The sequence below is a fragment of the Morganella sp. BCCO 40_0007 genome (assembly GCF_032989665.1).
Lineage (GTDB): Bacteria > Pseudomonadota > Gammaproteobacteria > Enterobacterales > Enterobacteriaceae > Morganella > Morganella sibonii.
This window is the reverse complement of record NZ_JAVBIN010000003.1, coordinates 222306-240235: the sequence shown is the minus strand read 5'-3', so window position 1 is coordinate 240235 and position 17930 is coordinate 222306. Positions and strand designations below refer to the sequence as shown.

Genomic DNA, 17930 nt, shown 5'->3' with positions numbered 1-17930 from the left:
TGTTTCAGTTATTCCGTCATCATAAATCAACAGGATTAAGATTATGGGCAGACAAAAAGCGGTAGTCAGAGCACGCAAAGAGGCAAAACGAATGAGCCGGAAAGAGTCGCGCAGGGCACGTTTTAATGATGATAATGTGGCGGTATTTATCCCGGCAGGCGGGGTGGAAGCCATCGGTATGGCGCGGGAAAAACGCGATAACAGTACTGTTTTGCCGCGAAATGAGGCGCAGGATAAATACATCCGGGCGATAGCCCATAAACAACTGATTATTGCCAACGGCGAGGCGGGATGCGGCAAAACCTTTATCAGTACCGCACTGGCGGCAGATGCACTGATTAATAAGGAAATAGAGCGGATTATTGTCACCCGTCCGGTATTACAGGCGGAAGAAGATCTGGGCTTTCTGCCCGGGGATATCAGTGAAAAATTCGCCCCGTATTTCCGTCCGGTATATGACGTTCTGGTGAAACGGATGGGTGCCTCATTTTTGCAGTATTGTCTGCGTCCGGAGATAGGTAAGGTCGAAATTGCGCCGTTTGCCTATATGCGCGGGCGAACCTTTGAGAATGCGGTGGTGATCCTCGATGAGGCGCAAAACGTGACTGTCACACAAATGAAAATGTTTCTGACCAGGATGGGGGAAAATGTGACAGTTATTGTCAACGGCGATATCAGTCAGTGTGATTTACCGGGCAATGTCCCGTCCGGGCTGGCAGATGTGCTGCGCCGTTTCCGGGATGATGAGATGGTATCAGTGGTGTCTTTCACACAGGATGACTGCGTGCGTTCATCGCTTTGTCTGCGGGCATTACAGGCGTATAACTGATTCACAGCAGCTGCGGCAGAGAACCTGCCGCAGCCTGTTTATCATCAGTCGTCAGCATCCATCACATCGTGGCGCTGGCGGTGATAACCCTCTTCATCATAACCGAAGCGCCAGTAAGGGATCGCATACATCTGGCTGTGTTCCCCGTTCAGTTCCCGGCGCACATAGCGGCGCAGATCCCTGACCATCGCATCTTCCCCGGCAATCCAGAACGTACACTCTGTCACATCGGCGACCGGCCAGCTTTTAAACAGTGCGGTGATCTCCGCAGTTTTTTCCGTACCGCCGGTTACCCAGTGCAGGGTGATTCCGGCCGGTTTGTTCAGCTCCTGCTGATCCTCAGCATGATCGATACGGATAACCACATTTCCCTGCGCCTCAGCGGGCATTTTTTCCAGCAGCGCGGCAACCGCAGGCAGTGCGGTTAAATCAGCCGCCATATAATAGTATTTTGCTGCCGGCAACAGCGGATCAGGCCCGCCGGGATTGGTAATCCCGAGATAATCACCCGGTTTGGCGTTTCTCGCGAAATCCACTGCCGGGCCGGCATCATCGTGCATGGCGAATTCAATATCGATTTCTTTCAGTTCAGGGCGGATTGCACGCACCGTATAGGTCCGGGCAACCGGACGCGGTTTGTCTTCCGGCCAGACCGGTCCTTTATCTGACAGTACCGGCAGTGCAGGCGGGTTCGGCGCATCTTTGGCAATAAACAGCTTGAGGTGACCCCCTTCACAATCCGCCGGATAGGTGTCCAGAGAATCTGCCGTAAAGGTAATGCGGCGCAGATTAGGGGTAACATCGGTAAAGGATTTCACCTGAATAAGACGCGGTGGTGCAGGGCGGTAGATATTTTTTTCCCGGCTCATGCGCAATTCTCCGTTTTATTGTTGTTAGTTTCGTTATATCTATTTCGCGGAGTGTATCAGGAATTTGGAAGAATGGTAATCATTATCAATAAAATTATTAAAAAAAAGCACACCGCATGGGGGTGCGGTGTGCCGGGCAATGCAGCTGTATAAACAGTGCATGAAGTACTGATGAGGTACTTACTGATGAGATATGACGACTATTTTACTTTCATTCCCGCCGCCGTCATTAATAAGCGGAAAAGTGATGAGACTGCAAACAGTGCCAGCACACTGCCTGCCCAGATAGCCAGCATCCAGGCGGTTTTTTTCCACCAGGGTGCCGGTGCGGCAGGATCAGTGGTAGCCCTGGTCATGGGTGATTTTTCCTCTGAAGACATAGTAACTCCACCAGGTATATACCAGGATCACAGGTATGATGAATAAAGCACCAACCAGCATAAAGCTCAGGCTTTCACCGGGGGCGGCGGCCGTTTTGTAATCAATCACCGGCGGAATAATCATCGGCCAGATACTGATACCGAGTCCGGTGAAACCCAGGAAAACCAGACCGAGTGCCGCAAAAAACGGCGTGTAGTGCAGATGGCGGCTGACACTGCGGAACAGCGCAACGACACAGATAAGCACCAGCAGCGGCACAGGCAGGAAGAACAGAATATTCGGGAAACTGAACCAGCGTGCCGCAATGGCGTCATGCGCCAGCGGCGTCCACAGGCTGATCACAGCCAGAACCGCCAGCATTACCAGCGTCAGCGGCTTCAGCACCTTATACATCTGCTGCTGTAAATGGCCTTCTGTTTTCATCACCAGCCAGCCGCAGCCGAGCAGGGCATACGCGATCACCAGACCGAAACCGCAGAACAGCGGGAACGGTGCCAGCCAGTCAAAGGCACCGCCGGTAAAGGCACGGTTGGCAACCGGAAAACCTTCAATCACGCTGCCAACGACCACACCCTGAACAAAGGTGGCGATGACTGAGCTGATCAGAAACGCGCGATCCCAGAAATAACGGTGGTCTTCATCCGCTTTAAAACGGAACTCAAAGGCCACGCCACGGAAGATTAACGCCACCAGCATCAGTGTCAGCGGAATGGCGAGCGCATCCAGAATCACGGCATAGGCGAGCGGGAAAGCGCCGAACAGCGCGGCTCCCCCCAGCACCAGCCAGGTTTCGTTGCCGTCCCAGACCGGTGCGACACTGTTCATCATCAGATCCCGGTCAGCGTTGCTTTTCACAAAGGGATAGAGGATGCCGATGCCGAGGTCAAAGCCGTCCATCACGATATACATCAGTGTACTGAATATAATAATGACGAACCAAATCAGGGGTAAATCAATGCCCATGAGACACCTCCGGCGCGATACCTTTGCGGATCAGCTTCATCATATAGATATAGCCAATGCCGAACACAGAACCATAAACAGCAAAGAAGATCAGCAGACTGATGCTCATGTGCATATCACCGTGTGCCGAGACAGCATCAGTTGTGCGCTGCAATCCGTAAACCACCCACGGCTGACGGCCGATTTCAGTCACAAACCAACCCGCCAGAATGGCAATCAGCCCGGACGGTGCCATCCATAACATAAAGCGCTGGAAAGGGCGGGAATCATACAAGCGCCCGCGGTAACGCAGCCACAGACTCAGCGCGGCAGCAAGGAGCATCAGCATCCCCAGCCCGACCATCACACGGAATGACCAGAACACCGCAAACACGTTATCCGGTCTGTCTTCCGGTGGAAATTCAGTCAGTGCAGGCACTTGTTTATCAAGACTGTGTGTCAGGATCAGACTGGCCAGCCCCGGAATCTCCACGGCATAACGGGTTTTTTCCTGTTCATTATCCGGAATCCCGAACAGGATCAGCGGTGTGGCTTCGCCGGGTTTATTCTCCCAGTGACCTTCCATCGCTGCCACCTTAACGGGCTGATATTTCAGGGTATTGAGCCCGTGCGCATCACCAATCAGCGCCTGGAGCGGTGCAAGTACCACAATCAGCCACAATGACATGGAAAACATCTTTTTCATGGCACCGGATTTATTGCCGCGCAGCAGATGCCAGGCTGCAGAGGCGGCAATAAAAAAGGCGGAGGCAAGAAATGCAGCTGTTGTCATATGCAGCAGGCGGTACGGGAACGACGGGTTGAAAATCACGGCAAACCAGTCCACCGGCACGACAACACCGTTGATCACCTCATGCCCCTGCGGGGTCTGCATCCAGCTGTTGGACGCCAGAATCCAGAAGGTGGACATCAGCGTGCCGAGTGCAACCATACAGGTCGCGAAATAGTGCAGCTTTTCACCGACACGGTTCCAGCCGAACAGCATCACGCCGAGAAAACCGGCTTCCAGGAAGAACGCAGTCAGAACTTCATAGGTGAGCAGCGGACCGGTGATTGATCCTGCAAACTCAGAAAAGAAACTCCAGTTGGTACCGAACTGATAGGCCATCACCAGACCGGAGACCACACCCATACCGAAATTCACGGCAAAGATGGCTGACCAGAAATGAAAGAGCTTTTTGTAATCCTCATTGCGGGTTTTCAGCCACATTCCCTCAAGCACCGCCAGAAATGACGCCAGACCGATGGTGATCGCAGGGAAGATGATATGAAACGACACAGTGAAGGCGAACTGAATTCGCGCAAGCTCAAGGGCACTTAACCCAAACATAGTGACCTCTCGTTGTTATAGCTATGCAAATACTACGCAGATGAAATGTGTGGCACAGTACACCATGTGTTGCTAGACTATAATAGTGACAATTAATCATAATATGTATATAACAGTTATCCGGGGATTGCGTCATGACACGCTATGAACAGTTAGCAGAACAGATAAAACAACAGATAGAAGATGATATCTGGCAGGTCGGGGACAGACTTCCGTCCCTGCGTGAAAGTGCCAGACAGTCGGGGCTGAGTCTGATGACTGTCGTACAGTCGTATCAGTTACTGGAAAGTCAGGGCTGGGTGGTGGCGCGTCCGCAGTCCGGTTACTTTGTCGCTAAACGGGCACCGGCGTTTGCCCCGGCCAAAGGCGGCCTGGGTATGCATCTGAGTGAAAATGTGGAGATTAACGCATCACTGTTTGATGTGCTTCAGGCCTGCAAAGATCCTGCTATCATCCCGTTCGGCTCTGCATTCCCTGATCCCTCGCTGCTGGTTCAGCCGAAGCTCTCCAAAGCGCTGGGTGCCGTGGCCCGCCGTATCGCCCCGCAAAGTGCGGTGGTCAATATGCCGCCGGGGAATGAAAAACTGCGGCGTAATATCTCGCGTCGCTATGCCGCGCAGGGTATCCATGTTTCACCGGATGATATTGTTATCACTGCCGGGGCAATGGAATCTCTGTCGCTGAGTTTACAGGCGGTTACCAAACCGGGTGACTGGGTGGTAATTGAATCCCCGGCATTTTACGGAGCATTACAGGCGATTGAGCGTCTGCGCCTGAAAGCGGTGGCGATCAAAACTGACCCGCAGACCGGCATGGACCCTGATGCACTGGAAGACGTGGCCGGCCGCTATGATATCAAAGCCTGCTGGCTGATGACCCACTTCCAGAACCCGCTCGGCGGCACAATGCCGCCGGAAAATAAACGGCGGCTGGTGGAGATCCTGACACGGCATGATATTGCGCTGATTGAGGATGACGTCTATAGCGAGCTCTGGTTTGGTAATGAAGCCCCGCAGCCGGCGAAAAGTCTGGATAAAGACAACAATTTCTTCCACTGTTCCTCTTTTTCCAAATGCCTGGCGCCGGGCTTCCGCGTCGGCTGGGTGGCGGCCGGAAAGCATGCGCGGAAAGTCCAGCAGTTACAGATGATGAGTACCGTATCCGCCAGTATGCCGACACAGCAGGCCATTGCGGAATACCTCGGTCAGGGCGGTTATGACGCACATCTGAAAAAACTGCGCCAGCAGCTGGAGCAGCGTCAGCACCGGATGCTGTATGCCATCAGTGAATATTTCCCGGAAGATGTGAAAGTGAACTGTCCGCAGGGCGGTTATTTTCTCTGGCTGGAATTTGAACCGCCGTTTGATGCGGTCAAACTGTACCGGATGGCACTTAATGAACAGATCAGCATAGCTCCCGGCTCCATGTTTTCCACCAGCGACCAGTTTAACCACGCTTTCCGCCTGAACTGTTCATTTGAATGGAATGACCGGCTGGATAACGCGATGAAAGTGCTGGGGCAGTTGTGCCATGTACTGAAGAAAACACAGGGATAAGATAAAGCGGATTACCGCGGCATACAGAGAAACAAACATAAAAAACGGGCACTGAAAGTGCCCGTTTTGCCGAAAACAGATGCGGATTAACTAAATGCCAGACTAACTGCGGCGGTGGCCAGTAATCCTCCGGCAACACCTTCACCGAGACGGCGGCGCTTGTCGTTGTATTCCCCTTTGCTCATCTGGCCGAAAATCAGAGCCACGCCACTGTAAACTATTGCACAGCTGGCGATATAGACACCAGATAACAGCAGGGACTGCATCGCGACACTTTCACTGCCGGAAATAAAGTTCGGCAGGATAGCAAAGTAGACCAGCAAGCCTTTCGGATTCAGGAAACTGGTGAAAAAACCTTTGGTAATGACAGATTTGGCCGCCGGTTGCATCGGCGGCATTTCGCTCCTGTGCATGGCGGACATCACCATGCGGACAGCCAGATAAGCAATATAGGCCACACCGAACCAGCGCATGCCGTTAAACAGAACCGGGGATGCCACAACAACGGCTGCCAGTCCGAATGCCGCCAGAACCGAATGCATCCCGTAGCCCAGCAGCACGCCCATATTGGCTTTCAGCGCCGCACGGGAACCGCTGGCAAGACCTTGCGACGAAACGAATAAAATATCGGGTCCGGGAGCAAATACAATGGGTAACACGGTTGCGCCAAACACCATCAATGTATTTATGACCATACGACACCCCAAGTTCAAAAATATATTAATAATTCACAATTTATTGAATATTAAGAATTTAATTCAATTTTGTGACGTTCTGATTTGTTATGTGAATTATACGGAGCTTTGCAGGAAATTAGGTTGTTAAATTGACCCGAAAAAACTATTCTTAGCAATATTATTGCGCGGAAGTCGTCAGGGGATGATTTAAATGTCAATTGAACTGGATAAGATGGATCGGCGGATACTGGATCAGCTGCAACGTAACGGCAGAATACAAAATGTGGAGCTGGCACGCGAAGTCGGGCTCTCGCCGTCACCGTGTCTGAGACGGGTGCGGCGTCTGGAGGAAACCGGCGTTATCAGGCGCTATGCGGCGATTCTGGACGGCAGCAAGATAGGTGCGGGGCTGATGCTCTATGCCCGTATCTGGTTTAAGGGACAGGATGCTCAGACGATCAATGATTTTGTCGCCGCCATTAATGAAATGCCGGAAATTGTCGAGTGTCATCTGATGGCCGGTGAATGTGACGCCATGATCCGCATTGTGACCAAAGACCTGACTTCTTACCGGCGCTTCCATGCTGATCATCTGACACAAATACCCAGTATTCAAAGTGTTAAGACAGAAGTGCCGATGGAAACCCTGAAGGTGACACACGCGTTACCCCTGTAAATTGTGAGGGCTATCACGAAAAGCAACAGAATTGTGCACTCAGACGGGTTATAAGCAACAGGATTGCGCTGCAATTTTGTGATGATGATCTTATTACCGGTACGCAACAGACATTATTCCTGATAGTCAAATTAACTGTGTTTATAGATAAATGAAGGATAATGGACTGATGGTATGAGATGGCCGGGGTAGAAATTAAATGTGATAATGGTTACTATTCGCTTTTATTCAGGTGCAAAAGGTGAAATATCATGCACGGTGGTAAAATGAATGCATTGCTGCCCGGCGCGGATTCCTTTTTTTATTGCGGAAAAATGACACCGGATGCCGGACAATGGGTCAGCGAGCCGTTATGGAAAGGGCTGAAACTGGTTCTGATGATGAATGGTGAACTGGAATGTCAGCCGGATAATAAAAACAGTATTTCACTTTCCGGGGCTTCCTTATGTGTTATTACCAATAACCATGATGAACAGGAAAGCCGTCAGCGCTTTTTACAGCAGGAAGACATTCGCTTTGTGTCAGTCTGTTTATCAGACAGTCTGATGGATGCATTTAAAATCGCACCACCGCCTTTATTAACCGCGGCTGTATCGGCAGGACCACAATTACTGTCCGGAAAAGCGGGAAATGTCTTAACTGCACTGGGAAATCAGATTCTGAATAATCCGCTTGGCGGCGCGCCGGGTGAGATGTATCTGACAGGCAAAATTCTTGAATTATGCGCAATATCGTTTGAGTACATTCAGCAAAATACCCGCACGACCCATCATCCTAAACTGACGGCAAATGATATACAGCGTTTGTATGATATCAGAGACTGTATTTTAGCCGATTTGGCCAATCCGCCGGGGGTATATCAGCTCAGCCGCCAATCCGGTCTGAATATGCGTAAACTCAGTTTTGGTTTTAAGCAGCTGTTTGGTTTGTCTGTCGCATCATTTATTCAGGAAGAGCGCTTACAATCAGCGCATCGCCTGCTGTGTGCCGGTGACAGACGGGTATCTGCTGTTGCCTGGCAGGTCGGTTATTCACCGGCTGCATTTTCAACGGCTTTCCGCAGACGGTTTGGTTTTTCACCTAAAGATTTATGTTAATATAATCAAACAGATAGTATTTGTGATAAACAAATAGTCATAACAGCGAAAGTCTCCCGCAGAAGATAAAACGGTAAATGAGATACATTATCATTACTGTATTCATTCTCTCTGCGGGTTCGTATTTCAATGAAAAAATCTGTTCTTTATTATCCGGTTATCTCAGGTCGTACATTTTCTCCGGTATGTATTGCTCTCCTGCCGCTGTTGTTTTCCTCTGTTGCCGCGTCTGAAACTCAGTCCGGCGAAAATAATGATGAAATAATCGTTACTGCCAAACCGGCACAATCACCCGCCGGTAAAATAGACGGCTATATTGCCACCCGCAGTGTCAGTGCAACAAAAACAGATACACCGCTTATTGAAACGCCACAGTCGGTCACGGTATTAACCCGTGATGAAATGACCGCGCATAATGCACAGTCTGTCAGTGAAGCATTGCGTTATACCGCCGGTGTTTTGCAGACAAATGATGCCGCATCTTCCCGTTTTGATAATTTAAGTATCCGCGGCTTTAATATTACCAGCACCGGGATGCTGAGGGACGGGCTGCGCAGCACAACGGCACAGGCATGGCCGAAAGCGGAACAATACGGGCTCGAACGTATTGATGTGATCCGCGGGCCTGCATCTGTACTATACGGTCAGAACTCACCCGGCGGTATTATTAATCAGGTAACAAAGCGCCCGTTATATAAACCCTTTCATGAAATTGAGGTACAGGGCGGTAATTATAACCGCAAACAGACCCAGGGCGATTTAAGTGGCCCCGTGGGCGACAGCGACCATTATTTTTACCGGCTGACCGGGCTTGTCCGTAACAGTGATACGCAAATTGATCATGTTAAAGATGACAAAGTCTATATCGCTCCCGCACTGACCTGGCTGGATGACGATACAACACTGACTGTTTTAGCCGATTACTCACATGATAAATTTGGCGCACCACGCCCGTTTTTACCTCTGGCAGGAACACTGTTACCCAATCCTGACGGTAAAGTGAATCCGAATGTTTTCCTGGATGAGCCGGGATTAAAAAATAACCGTACACAGGCGTCACTGGGATATCAGTTAGATCATACCTTTAATGATACTTTTTCCGGGCATTCAGGTGCGCGGTTCAGTCATACTGACTTAAATACCAATATTGCTCAGGGGTTATATCTGTCACCGGATATGCGTACGCTTAACCGTGCGGCTTATCATTTTCGTATTAAAGGTGATGTGTTCAGCCTGGATAATAATATAAAAGCAGACTGGTGGCTGAAAGATACGGAAATGACATCGCTGGCCGGTGTTGATTACCGCCATACTCGGGAAGATTATTTACTGATGTCCGGGAAAGCGGCACCGATTGATATTTTCAATCCGGTTTACGGCGGTCAGTACGGGCCGGTGAATAATATGATGGCAAATACCCTTCAGACCAGTGATCAGGCGGGTATTTATTTACAGCAGCAGGCAAAGTTTGATAACGGCATCATACTGGTTTTAAGCGGAAGAGAAGACTGGTCTGACAGCAAAACAAAAAACCGGAAAACAAACAGCAGCAGCGATCAGCGTGACAGCAAATTTACCTATCGTACAGCAGCAATGTATCAGACAGATTTCGGGTTAGCCCCGTATGTCAGTTATTCAACCTCATTTAATCCGCAGTTGGGTGTTAATTTTTACGGAGAAACCTATAAACCCGTAACAGCGAAACAAACGGAAGCCGGTCTTAAATATCAGCCGGAAAGCGGGAATATTAATGCCACACTGACGGTCTTTGAACTGACACAGCAAAATATGCTGACGACAGATCCTGATAATAATTTAAACAGTATTCAGACGGCAGAAGTCCGCTCGCGGGGTGTTGAAATTCAGGGAACCTATATGCTGGCAGAAGGGCTGAATCTGACGGCAGCTTATACCTTTAATAAACTGAAAAATACCAAAACGACCGATCCGGAAGAAAAAGGACAGCGTCCTGTCGGTTTACCGGAACATGCGGCATCAGTATGGGCAGATTATACTATTCAGAAAGGGAACTTACAGGGATTAGGTTTTGCTGCGGGTGCCCGTTATACCGGGTCTTCACCGGTTAATAACGATGGCTCTATTTCCAACCCGTCAAATACCTTATTTGATATGGCAGCACATTATGATCTGGGCGGAATCAATGCTGATTTTAAAAACTGGCGTGCCGGTATTAACATCAATAATATCACGGATAAAAAATATTACACCAGTTGCTCAGCAGGGGGATGTTCTGTTGGTTTTGACAGAACAATTATTGCGTCATTGCGCTATAACTGGTAACCGCAATGACTCAGTACATAACACGTAAAAACTGGCTCAGGTTACATTTCTGGCCGGGGATTATTGCCGGATTCTTTATTTCACTGCTCGGAATATCTGGTGCGGTGTTATTACTGAAAAAACCGGTTCTGGAATGGGAAATAGGTGAGGCGGTGCTTTATGCGCCGCCGGTAACCGGAACCGCTGTTTTTTTGCAGCCGGAAGTCTGGCGGCAGAATGCGCAGATGGCTTACCCTGAACTCACCCGTGTGATGGGGGAAGCGGCACCCGGAAGTGGCTTTATTCCGGCAACGAACGCGATGGTTTTTGGTTCCGTTTCTGATTCTGACAAACTGGGAATTGCCTTTATTGATCCGGTAACCGGCATACCGAAAGGGTTTATTATTTTTGATGACCTGATTTTTTCTCAGATTGTGTCTCTGCACCGGACCCTTTTATTGCCGCCGGTTTCCGGCGGTTGGCTGGTCTCACTATGCGGCATTATTCTGGCCCTCTCTGTTATCAGCGGGATTATTTTGTGGTGGCCGCGCAGAGGGTGGCGTCAGTGTATATCTGCGCTGTTTTTATTCCGCCCGGGATTACAGGGCGCAGCAAAGTGGCGGCAGTGGCATTACTTTTTTGCAGTCTATTTTTCACTGCCGCTGTTATTGATCGCGGTTACCGGTATTTTTCTGGCTCGGCCTGATATTTTGTCAGTCATACCGGAATATAAATTACTGATTACTCAGTTACACCACAATATAGGTATCGGAATGCCGGGCCTTATTATCGCATTTATTTCCGGAATATTACTGCCGCTGCTGTATATCAGCGGCATTGTTATCTGGTGGAAAAAAAGAAAACATCGGCGTAATTATACTTCTTCTGTCAACGGGAATACAAAATGACAGTATCAACAATACTAAAAACAGCGTTATCTGCGGGGTTGTTAATGTCCTCGTTATGTTCTCAGGCGGTTATGGTCACCGATATTACCGGACGTCAGGTTGATGTACCGGATAATGTAAAGCGGATCTTACTGGGGGAGGGAAGAATGATTTATCCGCTCGCCATACTGGAAAAAGACGCGCCATTTGAACGGATTGCCGGCTGGCAGGGTGATTTTCGTGATCTGGATGTTCAGGGTTATGCCGCTTTTAAAGCGGTCTTTCCGCAGATTGATGCTGTTCCTGTAGTGGGTGGCGGCTCAGAAGATACCTTCAGTGTTGAAAAGGCATTAGCATTGCAGCCTGATTTGGTTATTTTACCGATGACAGGCGGACACGGACCGGGTGCCGGCAGTGAAGCGGCCAGGTTATTAACATCAGCCGGTATTGCGGTTATTTATGTGGATTTCAGCCAGCATCCGGTAAAGAACACACAATTAAGTATGCATATTCTCGGGCAGGCTATCGGAAAAACAGCTGAGGCGGAACGGTTTAATCACTATTATCAGCAAAAAATGGATGATGTTATTGCCCGTATCCCGGTGAATATTCCGGCAGACAAGAAACCGGTGATTTTTGTGGACTATTTACCCGGTTTACAAGAGTGCTGTGGTTCACCCGGCAAAGGCAGTCTGACGGATATGATTAATCTTGCCGGCGGTACGGCGATTGGTGAAACCATTATTCCGGGCGCTATTGGTAAATTAAATCCGGAATACATTTTAAGCCGCCATCCGGATGTTTATGTTGCCACTGGTGTCTTTCCCGAAGGCAGCCGCGGCGTAACACTGGGGTATTTTGCAACGCCGCAGGCGGCACAAACCAGTCTGAAAGTAATATCTCAGCGTAGCCCGATCGGTGAATTATCCGCCGTTGAAAAAGGCAGAGTTCATGGTTTATGGCATATTTTCTATGATTCGCCGGAGAATATTATTGCACTTCAGGCACTGGCGAAATGGCTGCATCCGGAGCTGTTTTCTGATTTGGACCCTGAGGAGACCCGCAAAGAATTATATGAGATGTTTATGCCGATCCCCGCAACCGGTGTATTTTCGGTGACGCTGGAAAAATAACAGTTATACCCGGTTCCATTCATAATGCTGCCGGAGAACCTGCGGTTTTAATAGATAAGGTAAGGGCATCAATAATAACAGGTTCCGGTGACTGAATCCGCCGGAACCTGTTTATTATCAGACTTCTGACATCAGTTGCCGGTAACGCTGGTCATCATGATACAACTGATGGAATACGCGGTATTTGGCATCATAAAACTGTTTGATACTCTCCGTTTGCGGGGTCACCGTTTTGCTGATCCGGCTCATCGCCTGCATCGCTTCCGGGATAGAGGCATAGAAGCCCGCCGCTACTGAGCCGAGCATGGCCGAACCCAGCAGAACTGCTTCGCTCTCTTCCGGCAGCAGCATGGCGCAGCCGGTGGCGTTGGCGTGTTCCTGAATAAAGATCGGGTTCTTGGTGCCGCCGCCGCATCCCATGATGGTATCAATGGCGTATCCGGCCTTATTCATCTCTTCAATGATATGACGGGTGCCCAGCGCAATCGCCTGGATGGTCGCCAGATAAATCAGCGCGAGATCATCGAGGGTCTGTGTCATACGCAGACCCGTTACCACACCGCGCAGGTTCGGGTTCGCCCGCGGTGAGCGGTTGCCGTGGAAATACGGCAGCACATGGATATGCCGTGTCAGCAGGGCGATATCTTCCTTTGATCCCGCCAGTGCCAGCAGACGGTCGTTGAGAAGCTGATAAACAGTCTGCTGATTCTGTTCCGCCAGTTTTTTCGCATCACTGTATTGCGGGTGTGACGTGATCATATGGTCGATCAGCGCACCGGTCGCGGACTGTCCGCCCTCATTAAGCCAGTAGCCCGGAATCATGGCACTGTAATAAGCACCCCAGATACCGTCGATAAAGCGGGCATTTTTGGATACCGCCATATGGCAGGACGAAGTACCGCCAATCAGCGCCAGCCGGGTATTGAAATCCGGTTGTGCGCCGGTGGCATCAGCAGCACCCAGCACACCGATCCCGCCGGCATGAGCATCAATGATAGAAGTGGCAACCGGTGTTCCCGGGATCAGCCCCAAATCTGCCGCTGCATTCGGTGTCAGGCCGTTACCGACCGGCTCACCCATCGGGCGGATTTCGCGGCCGATAATCTGCGCATCGTTTTCCAGCAGGTCGTCCAGGCCTATCTGGCGGAAGAAATGGGTATCCCAGCGATCTTCATGGCCGAGGTAAGTCCATTTGCACACCGTGGAGCAGAGCGACCGGCTGTTGGTATAAGTGGCTTTCCAGGTCAGAAAATCCGGCAGATCAAAGAAATAACCCGCTTTCGCCCAGGTGGTCGGCATGTTCTGCTTAAGCCATAACAGTTTCGGCGTTTCCATCTCCGGTGAGATACGGTTACCGACATACGCCAGCACCGGATGTTTTGTGTCATTAATCCGCTGTGCCTGGCTGATGGCACGGTGATCCATCCACATAATAATGTTCTGCTCGCTGCGTCCGGTCGGACTGACAGTCAGCGGCTGACCCTGTTTATCCAGTACCACCAGGGAGCAGGTGGCATCAAAACCAAGGCCTTTGACCTGAATCGGATCGATACGCGCCTGTGCCACGGCATCTTTTACCGCGAGACACACACTGCGCCAGATATCATCGGAGGATTGCTCCACATAATCCGCCTGCGGTTTAAACTGACGGATATCCCGCTTCGCTTCGCCTTTTTTGCGTCCGGCTGCATCAAAAACCCCGGCCCGGGCGCTGCCGCTCCCGACATCCACACCAATAAAATAGACACTCATAATCCGCTCCCTTATGACCGGGCTTTCTGCAATGCAATAAATAAGATAAGAATACCGCCCCACAACGCCATGATGAGGTAACTGCTGACCCCCAGCAGGTTCAGGCCGCTTTCCAGCATCTGTAAGACAAACAGAGCAAGCACAATACCGATAATGCGACCGAAACCACCGTCCGGGTTCACGCCGCCGAGCACGGAAGCCAGAATGGCGATCAGCAGATAAGATTCCCCGTATCCCGCTTTGGCGGAGTTAAACTTGGCCATCATAATAATCGCGGCCACCCAGCACAGGACAGACGAAATCACATACACGGCCATCGTCGCTTTCTGTGTGTTCAGGCCGGAAAAGCGCGTTGCTTTCTCATTGGAACCCATCAGATAAACGGTACGGCCAAGCGGCGTGTATTCCAGCAGTCCCCACAGCAGGAACGCAAACAGCAGGAACAGGATCAGCGGCATCGGAATACCGAGCAGTGTACCGTTGCCCAGCCACAGTAATGACGGCGGGAAGCCGGAAATCACCGTACCGCCGGAAATCAGCACATTCAGGCCGTTGATTAATGTCATCATCCCGAGGGTGGCGAGGATCGGAGACACACCGACAAACGCAATCAGAAAACCGTTAATCAGCCCGATAATCACAGCCGTGATCAGACCGGCCAGCAGGGCAGGCAGCAGCATGGCACCGTCGCCCGGGCTCATCGCCATCACACTCGCCATCACCAGCCCGCAGGCATTCGTCGTGGCGATAATGGACAGGTTGATCCCGCCTGTCAGCATACAGACAGACATCGCCAGCGCCAGCATGCCGAGCAGCGGCATCTGAGAGGTCATCGACTGGAAGTTGGAGACAGAGAAAAACGCACCTGCATTAAACATCCCCTGCAACAGCAGGATAGCGGCCATAATCACCAGCAGGTAAATAATGTTGCGGTCACTCCGCAGATTCAGCATTGACATCATGACAGATGACCTCCGGCAGCAGCACGGCGTTTTTCGTTATACGCGGTGAAACTGATACTGATAACAATGATTAGCCCGGTCAGCACGGTGTGCCAGTAAGACGGTACACCGGCCAGGGTCAGGCCGTTTTTGACAATCGCCAGCAGGGCAACCCCGAGGATAACCCCGGTAAGCGAGCCTTTGCCGCCGGTCATACTGACACCGCCTAATACCACGGCTGCCAGCACGGTCAGTTCAAACCCCATCAGGGCATTTGGTGCCACAGACTGGGTGATTTGTGTCTGTACCACAGAGGCGATCCCCGCCAGGGCACCCATATAGCCGTAAACAAACAGCATCACGCCCAGAATACTGATACCCACGCGCTTCGCGGCATCCGCATTACCGCCGACCGCATAAATCTGACGGCCGACACGGGTTTTGCTCATCAGAAAACCGGTGAAAATAATCACGGCAATCAGTGTCAGGATCGGCAGGGACAAACCGTAGTCATAACCGTCACTGCCGGTAAATGACATCACCTCAACGCCATCCATAAACCACTCCGGGAAGCCGTACAGCCATTCACCGTTGGTGAAATAGATCAGCAGACCGAAAAAGACGTTCAGGGTGGAAATGGTGATAATAATAGACGGTACTTTCAGGCGGTAGATCAGCAGGGCGTTAATCAGCCCCAGCAGCAGACCAACTACAGCCGCGATAGCAAAGGCGATAAAGAAATTGCCGCCCTGTGACAGCACATACGTCGCCATCACATACTGCGCGGTGGCCGCCGTGGCCGGGAAGGAGATATCAATCCCGCCGGAGACCAGCACCACAAACAGACCGCAGGCCATAATCGCCAGGATAGCGGTGCTGGTGGTCATATCAAACACATTTCCCAGTGTCATAAAATCTTCATTGGTGACACTGAGAAACACACTGAGCAGCACAATTAATACCGCCAGCCAGAACTCATGATGTGCAAACAGATGACGACATGACTTAAGCATTAACCGCCTCCGTAATTGCCTGCTCCGTTGTTGTTAACGGATTGAACTCATGGGTAAAACGACCTTCTTTCATCACAATGACCCGGTGACTGTTATAGAATACTTCAGGAATTTCATCACTGATCATCAGAATTGCCATGCCTTCAGCGGCCAGCATTCTGATGATCTGATAAATACTCTCTTTATTGGCGACATCAACGCCGACCGTCGGGGAATCGAGGATCAGAATATCCGGTTTCGCCGCTATCCATTTGGCGATAGCGATACGCTGGGCGTTCCCGCCGGACAGACTGGTGACCGGCAGCGCCGGATCGGACACTTTTATCTGCAGTGCCTCAATCAGCTTACTGACCAGGTCATGCGCCCGGGTATGGTCGAGCAGCCCGCCTTTGCGGGTCAGACGCGGCAGCACCACCGAGGTGGTGTTGTCGTGAATGGACTGCGCCATCACCAGCCCGGTGCTCATGCGGTCTTCCGATACATAGCCGATGCCGTGATTAATCGCATCCCGGTTGGAGTGCAGCTGAACCGGTGAACCGTTGATCAGCAGAGTGCCGCTGTCCGGTTTCGTCATGCCGAACAGTGACAGACACAACTCTGTGCGTCCGGAACCGAGCAGCCCGGTAATGCTGACCACTTCGCCGGCATGCAGCTTCAGGTCAATATCATAAAATTGATGTTGCTTGGTCAGTTTCTCTGCGCTGAGACGTAAGAGTCCCCCGGTGTTGTACGCAGAAAGTGGTGTGAACTCGAAACGCTGACCCGTCATAAGATAGGCCAGCTCATCACTGTTCATCTTATCCGCGTCATACGTTCCGATCAGTTTTCCGTCACGGATCACGGAGATCCGGTCGGAAATTTCCATCACTTCATCGAGCTTATGGCTGACAAACACCACTGTGACGCCGTTTTCTTTCAAATCAGCGACCACGCGGATCAGCTGATTGACTTCACTGCGCGTCAGTGAGGCTGTCGGTTCATCCATAATCACCAGCCGGGCATCATTTGCCATCGCGCGGCAGATAGCGACCAGCTGACATTCAGCAATGGAAAGTTGTTCAACACGTTTATGCAGGGGCAGGGACAAGCCAATACGGCTGATAATTTCCTGCGCCTGTTTCATCTGGCGGCGGCGGTTAGCCAGCCCTTTGTACCACCTGACATGTTCCTGAATCACAATATTTTCAGCAACGGTCAGGTTAGGAAAGAGCGAGAGATCCTGGTAAATCACCTGAATACCCTGCTCAATAGATTGCTGCGGGTTTAACCTGCTGTAGCTCTGCCCGTTAATAATAATTTCCGCGCCCTTTTCCGGCGGATGAACACCGGAGATCACCTTGAATAAGGTACTTTTGCCGCAGCCATTCTTGCCGGCGAGACAATGAACCTCACCCCGGTTAAACGTCAGATTTATATTATCGAGTGCAATGACGGAGCCGAAGTGTTTGGAAACCTGTTTTAAGGTAATCAGTGCGTCTTTTGACATATACCAGCCCATAACAGGGCAGCACGCATGCTGCCCTTTTTAACAAAAAATAGAGAAGGA

Annotated in this window: 16 protein-coding genes; 7 read left to right on the top strand and 9 right to left on the bottom strand. The window is 50.8% G+C overall.

The genetic code is table 11. The features are described 5' to 3' along the window. Nucleotides 1–43 precede the first annotated feature (43 nt). Nucleotides 44–829, top strand: a complete 786-nt coding sequence (gene phoH, locus R5268_RS05380; RefSeq protein WP_218455489.1) for a phosphate starvation-inducible protein PhoH — start codon at nt 44–46, stop codon at nt 827–829. Nucleotides 830–873: 44 nt separating this feature from the next. Here phoH and R5268_RS05375 read toward each other — a convergent pair whose 3' ends face one another. The 4 genes from R5268_RS05375 to R5268_RS05360 form a co-directional block, all read right to left on the bottom strand. Next, the gene (locus R5268_RS05375) at nt 874–1698 is read right to left on the bottom strand and encodes a siderophore-interacting protein (protein WP_317418900.1); all 825 of its coding nucleotides are present in this window, start codon (nt 1696–1698) and stop codon (nt 874–876) included. Between the two features lie 200 nt (nt 1699–1898). Then, nucleotides 1899–2054 carry a DUF2474 domain-containing protein gene (locus R5268_RS05370; RefSeq protein WP_072056843.1) on the bottom strand — a complete coding sequence of 52 codons (156 nt, stop codon included), beginning with the start codon at nt 2052–2054 and terminating at the stop codon, nt 1899–1901. After that, a complete protein-coding gene (cydB, locus tag R5268_RS05365) occupies nt 2035–3042 on the bottom strand; it encodes a cytochrome d ubiquinol oxidase subunit II (protein WP_317418899.1) in 1008 nt (335 codons plus the stop codon). Before cydB ends, R5268_RS05370 begins: the two co-directional genes overlap by 20 nt. Beyond that, nucleotides 3032–4372, bottom strand: coding sequence for a cytochrome ubiquinol oxidase subunit I (locus tag R5268_RS05360; protein ID WP_054423600.1), 1341 nt, complete (start codon nt 4370–4372; stop codon nt 3032–3034). The genes cydB and R5268_RS05360 overlap by 11 nt, the downstream gene beginning before the upstream one ends. A 134-nt stretch (nt 4373–4506) precedes the next feature. Here R5268_RS05360 and R5268_RS05355 point away from each other — a divergent pair, with 134 nt between their 5' ends. After that, nucleotides 4507–5928, top strand: a complete 1422-nt coding sequence (locus R5268_RS05355; RefSeq protein ID WP_052927460.1) for a PLP-dependent aminotransferase family protein — start codon at nt 4507–4509, stop codon at nt 5926–5928. A gap of 86 nt (nt 5929–6014) precedes the next feature. Here the strand turns inward: R5268_RS05355 and R5268_RS05350 are convergent, their stop codons facing one another. Next, the gene (locus R5268_RS05350; protein WP_107679827.1) at nt 6015–6623 is read right to left on the bottom strand and encodes a LysE family translocator; all 609 of its coding nucleotides are present in this window, start codon (nt 6621–6623) and stop codon (nt 6015–6017) included. A 193-nt stretch (nt 6624–6816) separates the two neighbouring features. On the opposite strand from R5268_RS05350, the gene R5268_RS05345 reads away from it, so the two are divergent. The 5 genes from R5268_RS05345 (at nt 6817) to R5268_RS05325 (ending at nt 12678) form a co-directional block, all read left to right on the top strand. Next, nucleotides 6817–7281 carry an Lrp/AsnC family transcriptional regulator gene (locus tag R5268_RS05345; protein WP_046892251.1) on the top strand — a complete coding sequence of 155 codons (465 nt, stop codon included), beginning with the start codon at nt 6817–6819 and terminating at the stop codon, nt 7279–7281. Nucleotides 7282–7532: 251 nt separating this feature from the next. Beyond that, nucleotides 7533–8378, top strand: a complete 846-nt coding sequence (locus tag R5268_RS05340) for an AraC family transcriptional regulator (protein WP_317418898.1) — start codon at nt 7533–7535, stop codon at nt 8376–8378. 129 nt (nt 8379–8507) lie between these two features. Next, nucleotides 8508–10679 (top strand): TonB-dependent siderophore receptor, encoded by a 2172-nt coding sequence (locus R5268_RS05335; protein WP_317418897.1) that lies wholly within the window; start codon nt 8508–8510, stop codon nt 10677–10679. Between the two features lie 5 nt (nt 10680–10684). Beyond that, nucleotides 10685–11566, top strand: coding sequence for a PepSY-associated TM helix domain-containing protein (locus R5268_RS05330; RefSeq protein ID WP_317418896.1), 882 nt, complete (start codon nt 10685–10687; stop codon nt 11564–11566). 44 nt (nt 11567–11610) lie between these two features. After that, nucleotides 11611–12678, top strand: a complete 1068-nt coding sequence (locus tag R5268_RS05325) for an ABC transporter substrate-binding protein (protein ID WP_317418895.1) — start codon at nt 11611–11613, stop codon at nt 12676–12678. Between the two features lie 117 nt (nt 12679–12795). Here R5268_RS05325 and R5268_RS05320 read toward each other — a convergent pair whose 3' ends face one another. The 4 genes from R5268_RS05320 to R5268_RS05305 are packed head-to-tail and all read right to left on the bottom strand — an operon-like array spanning nt 12796 to nt 17870. Next, the gene (locus R5268_RS05320; protein WP_046892250.1) at nt 12796–14430 is read right to left on the bottom strand and encodes an FGGY-family carbohydrate kinase; all 1635 of its coding nucleotides are present in this window, start codon (nt 14428–14430) and stop codon (nt 12796–12798) included. Between the two features lie 11 nt (nt 14431–14441). Further along, a complete protein-coding gene (locus tag R5268_RS05315) occupies nt 14442–15389 on the bottom strand; it encodes an ABC transporter permease (RefSeq protein ID WP_317418937.1) in 948 nt (315 codons plus the stop codon). Beyond that, nucleotides 15389–16384 (bottom strand): ABC transporter permease, encoded by a 996-nt coding sequence (locus R5268_RS05310; protein WP_218455498.1) that lies wholly within the window; start codon nt 16382–16384, stop codon nt 15389–15391. The genes R5268_RS05315 and R5268_RS05310 overlap by 1 nt, the downstream gene beginning before the upstream one ends. Further along, a complete protein-coding gene (locus R5268_RS05305) occupies nt 16377–17870 on the bottom strand; it encodes a sugar ABC transporter ATP-binding protein (protein WP_230058828.1) in 1494 nt (497 codons plus the stop codon). Before R5268_RS05305 ends, R5268_RS05310 begins: the two co-directional genes overlap by 8 nt. Between the last annotated feature and the right edge of the window lie 60 nt (nt 17871–17930).

Bases quoted from the DNA above. Each gene is read 5' to 3' on its own strand.
- R5268_RS05305 (WP_230058828.1), bottom strand. From the start codon at position 17,870: ATGTCAAAAGACGCACTGATTACCTTAAAACAGGTTTCCAAACACTTC.
- R5268_RS05315 (WP_317418937.1), bottom strand. From the start codon at position 15,389: ATGTCAATGCTGAATCTGCGGAGTGACCGCAACATTATTTACCTGCTG.
- cydB (WP_317418899.1), bottom strand. From the start codon at position 3,042: ATGGGCATTGATTTACCCCTGATTTGGTTCGTCATTATTATATTCAGT.
- R5268_RS05325 (WP_317418895.1), top strand. From the start codon at position 11,611: ATGTCCTCGTTATGTTCTCAGGCGGTTATGGTCACCGATATTACCGGA.
- phoH (WP_218455489.1), top strand. From the start codon at position 44: ATGGGCAGACAAAAAGCGGTAGTCAGAGCACGCAAAGAGGCAAAACGA.
- R5268_RS05335 (WP_317418897.1), top strand. From the start codon at position 8,508: ATGAAAAAATCTGTTCTTTATTATCCGGTTATCTCAGGTCGTACATTT.
- R5268_RS05355 (WP_052927460.1), top strand. From the start codon at position 4,507: ATGACACGCTATGAACAGTTAGCAGAACAGATAAAACAACAGATAGAA.
- R5268_RS05350 (WP_107679827.1), bottom strand. From the start codon at position 6,623: ATGGTCATAAATACATTGATGGTGTTTGGCGCAACCGTGTTACCCATT.
- R5268_RS05375 (WP_317418900.1), bottom strand. From the start codon at position 1,698: ATGAGCCGGGAAAAAAATATCTACCGCCCTGCACCACCGCGTCTTATT.
- R5268_RS05330 (WP_317418896.1), top strand. From the start codon at position 10,685: ATGACTCAGTACATAACACGTAAAAACTGGCTCAGGTTACATTTCTGG.
- R5268_RS05340 (WP_317418898.1), top strand. From the start codon at position 7,533: ATGCACGGTGGTAAAATGAATGCATTGCTGCCCGGCGCGGATTCCTTT.
- R5268_RS05360 (WP_054423600.1), bottom strand. From the start codon at position 4,372: ATGTTTGGGTTAAGTGCCCTTGAGCTTGCGCGAATTCAGTTCGCCTTC.
- R5268_RS05370 (WP_072056843.1), bottom strand. From the start codon at position 2,054: ATGACCAGGGCTACCACTGATCCTGCCGCACCGGCACCCTGGTGGAAA.
- R5268_RS05310 (WP_218455498.1), bottom strand. From the start codon at position 16,384: ATGCTTAAGTCATGTCGTCATCTGTTTGCACATCATGAGTTCTGGCTG.
- R5268_RS05320 (WP_046892250.1), bottom strand. From the start codon at position 14,430: ATGAGTGTCTATTTTATTGGTGTGGATGTCGGGAGCGGCAGCGCCCGG.
- R5268_RS05345 (WP_046892251.1), top strand. From the start codon at position 6,817: ATGTCAATTGAACTGGATAAGATGGATCGGCGGATACTGGATCAGCTG.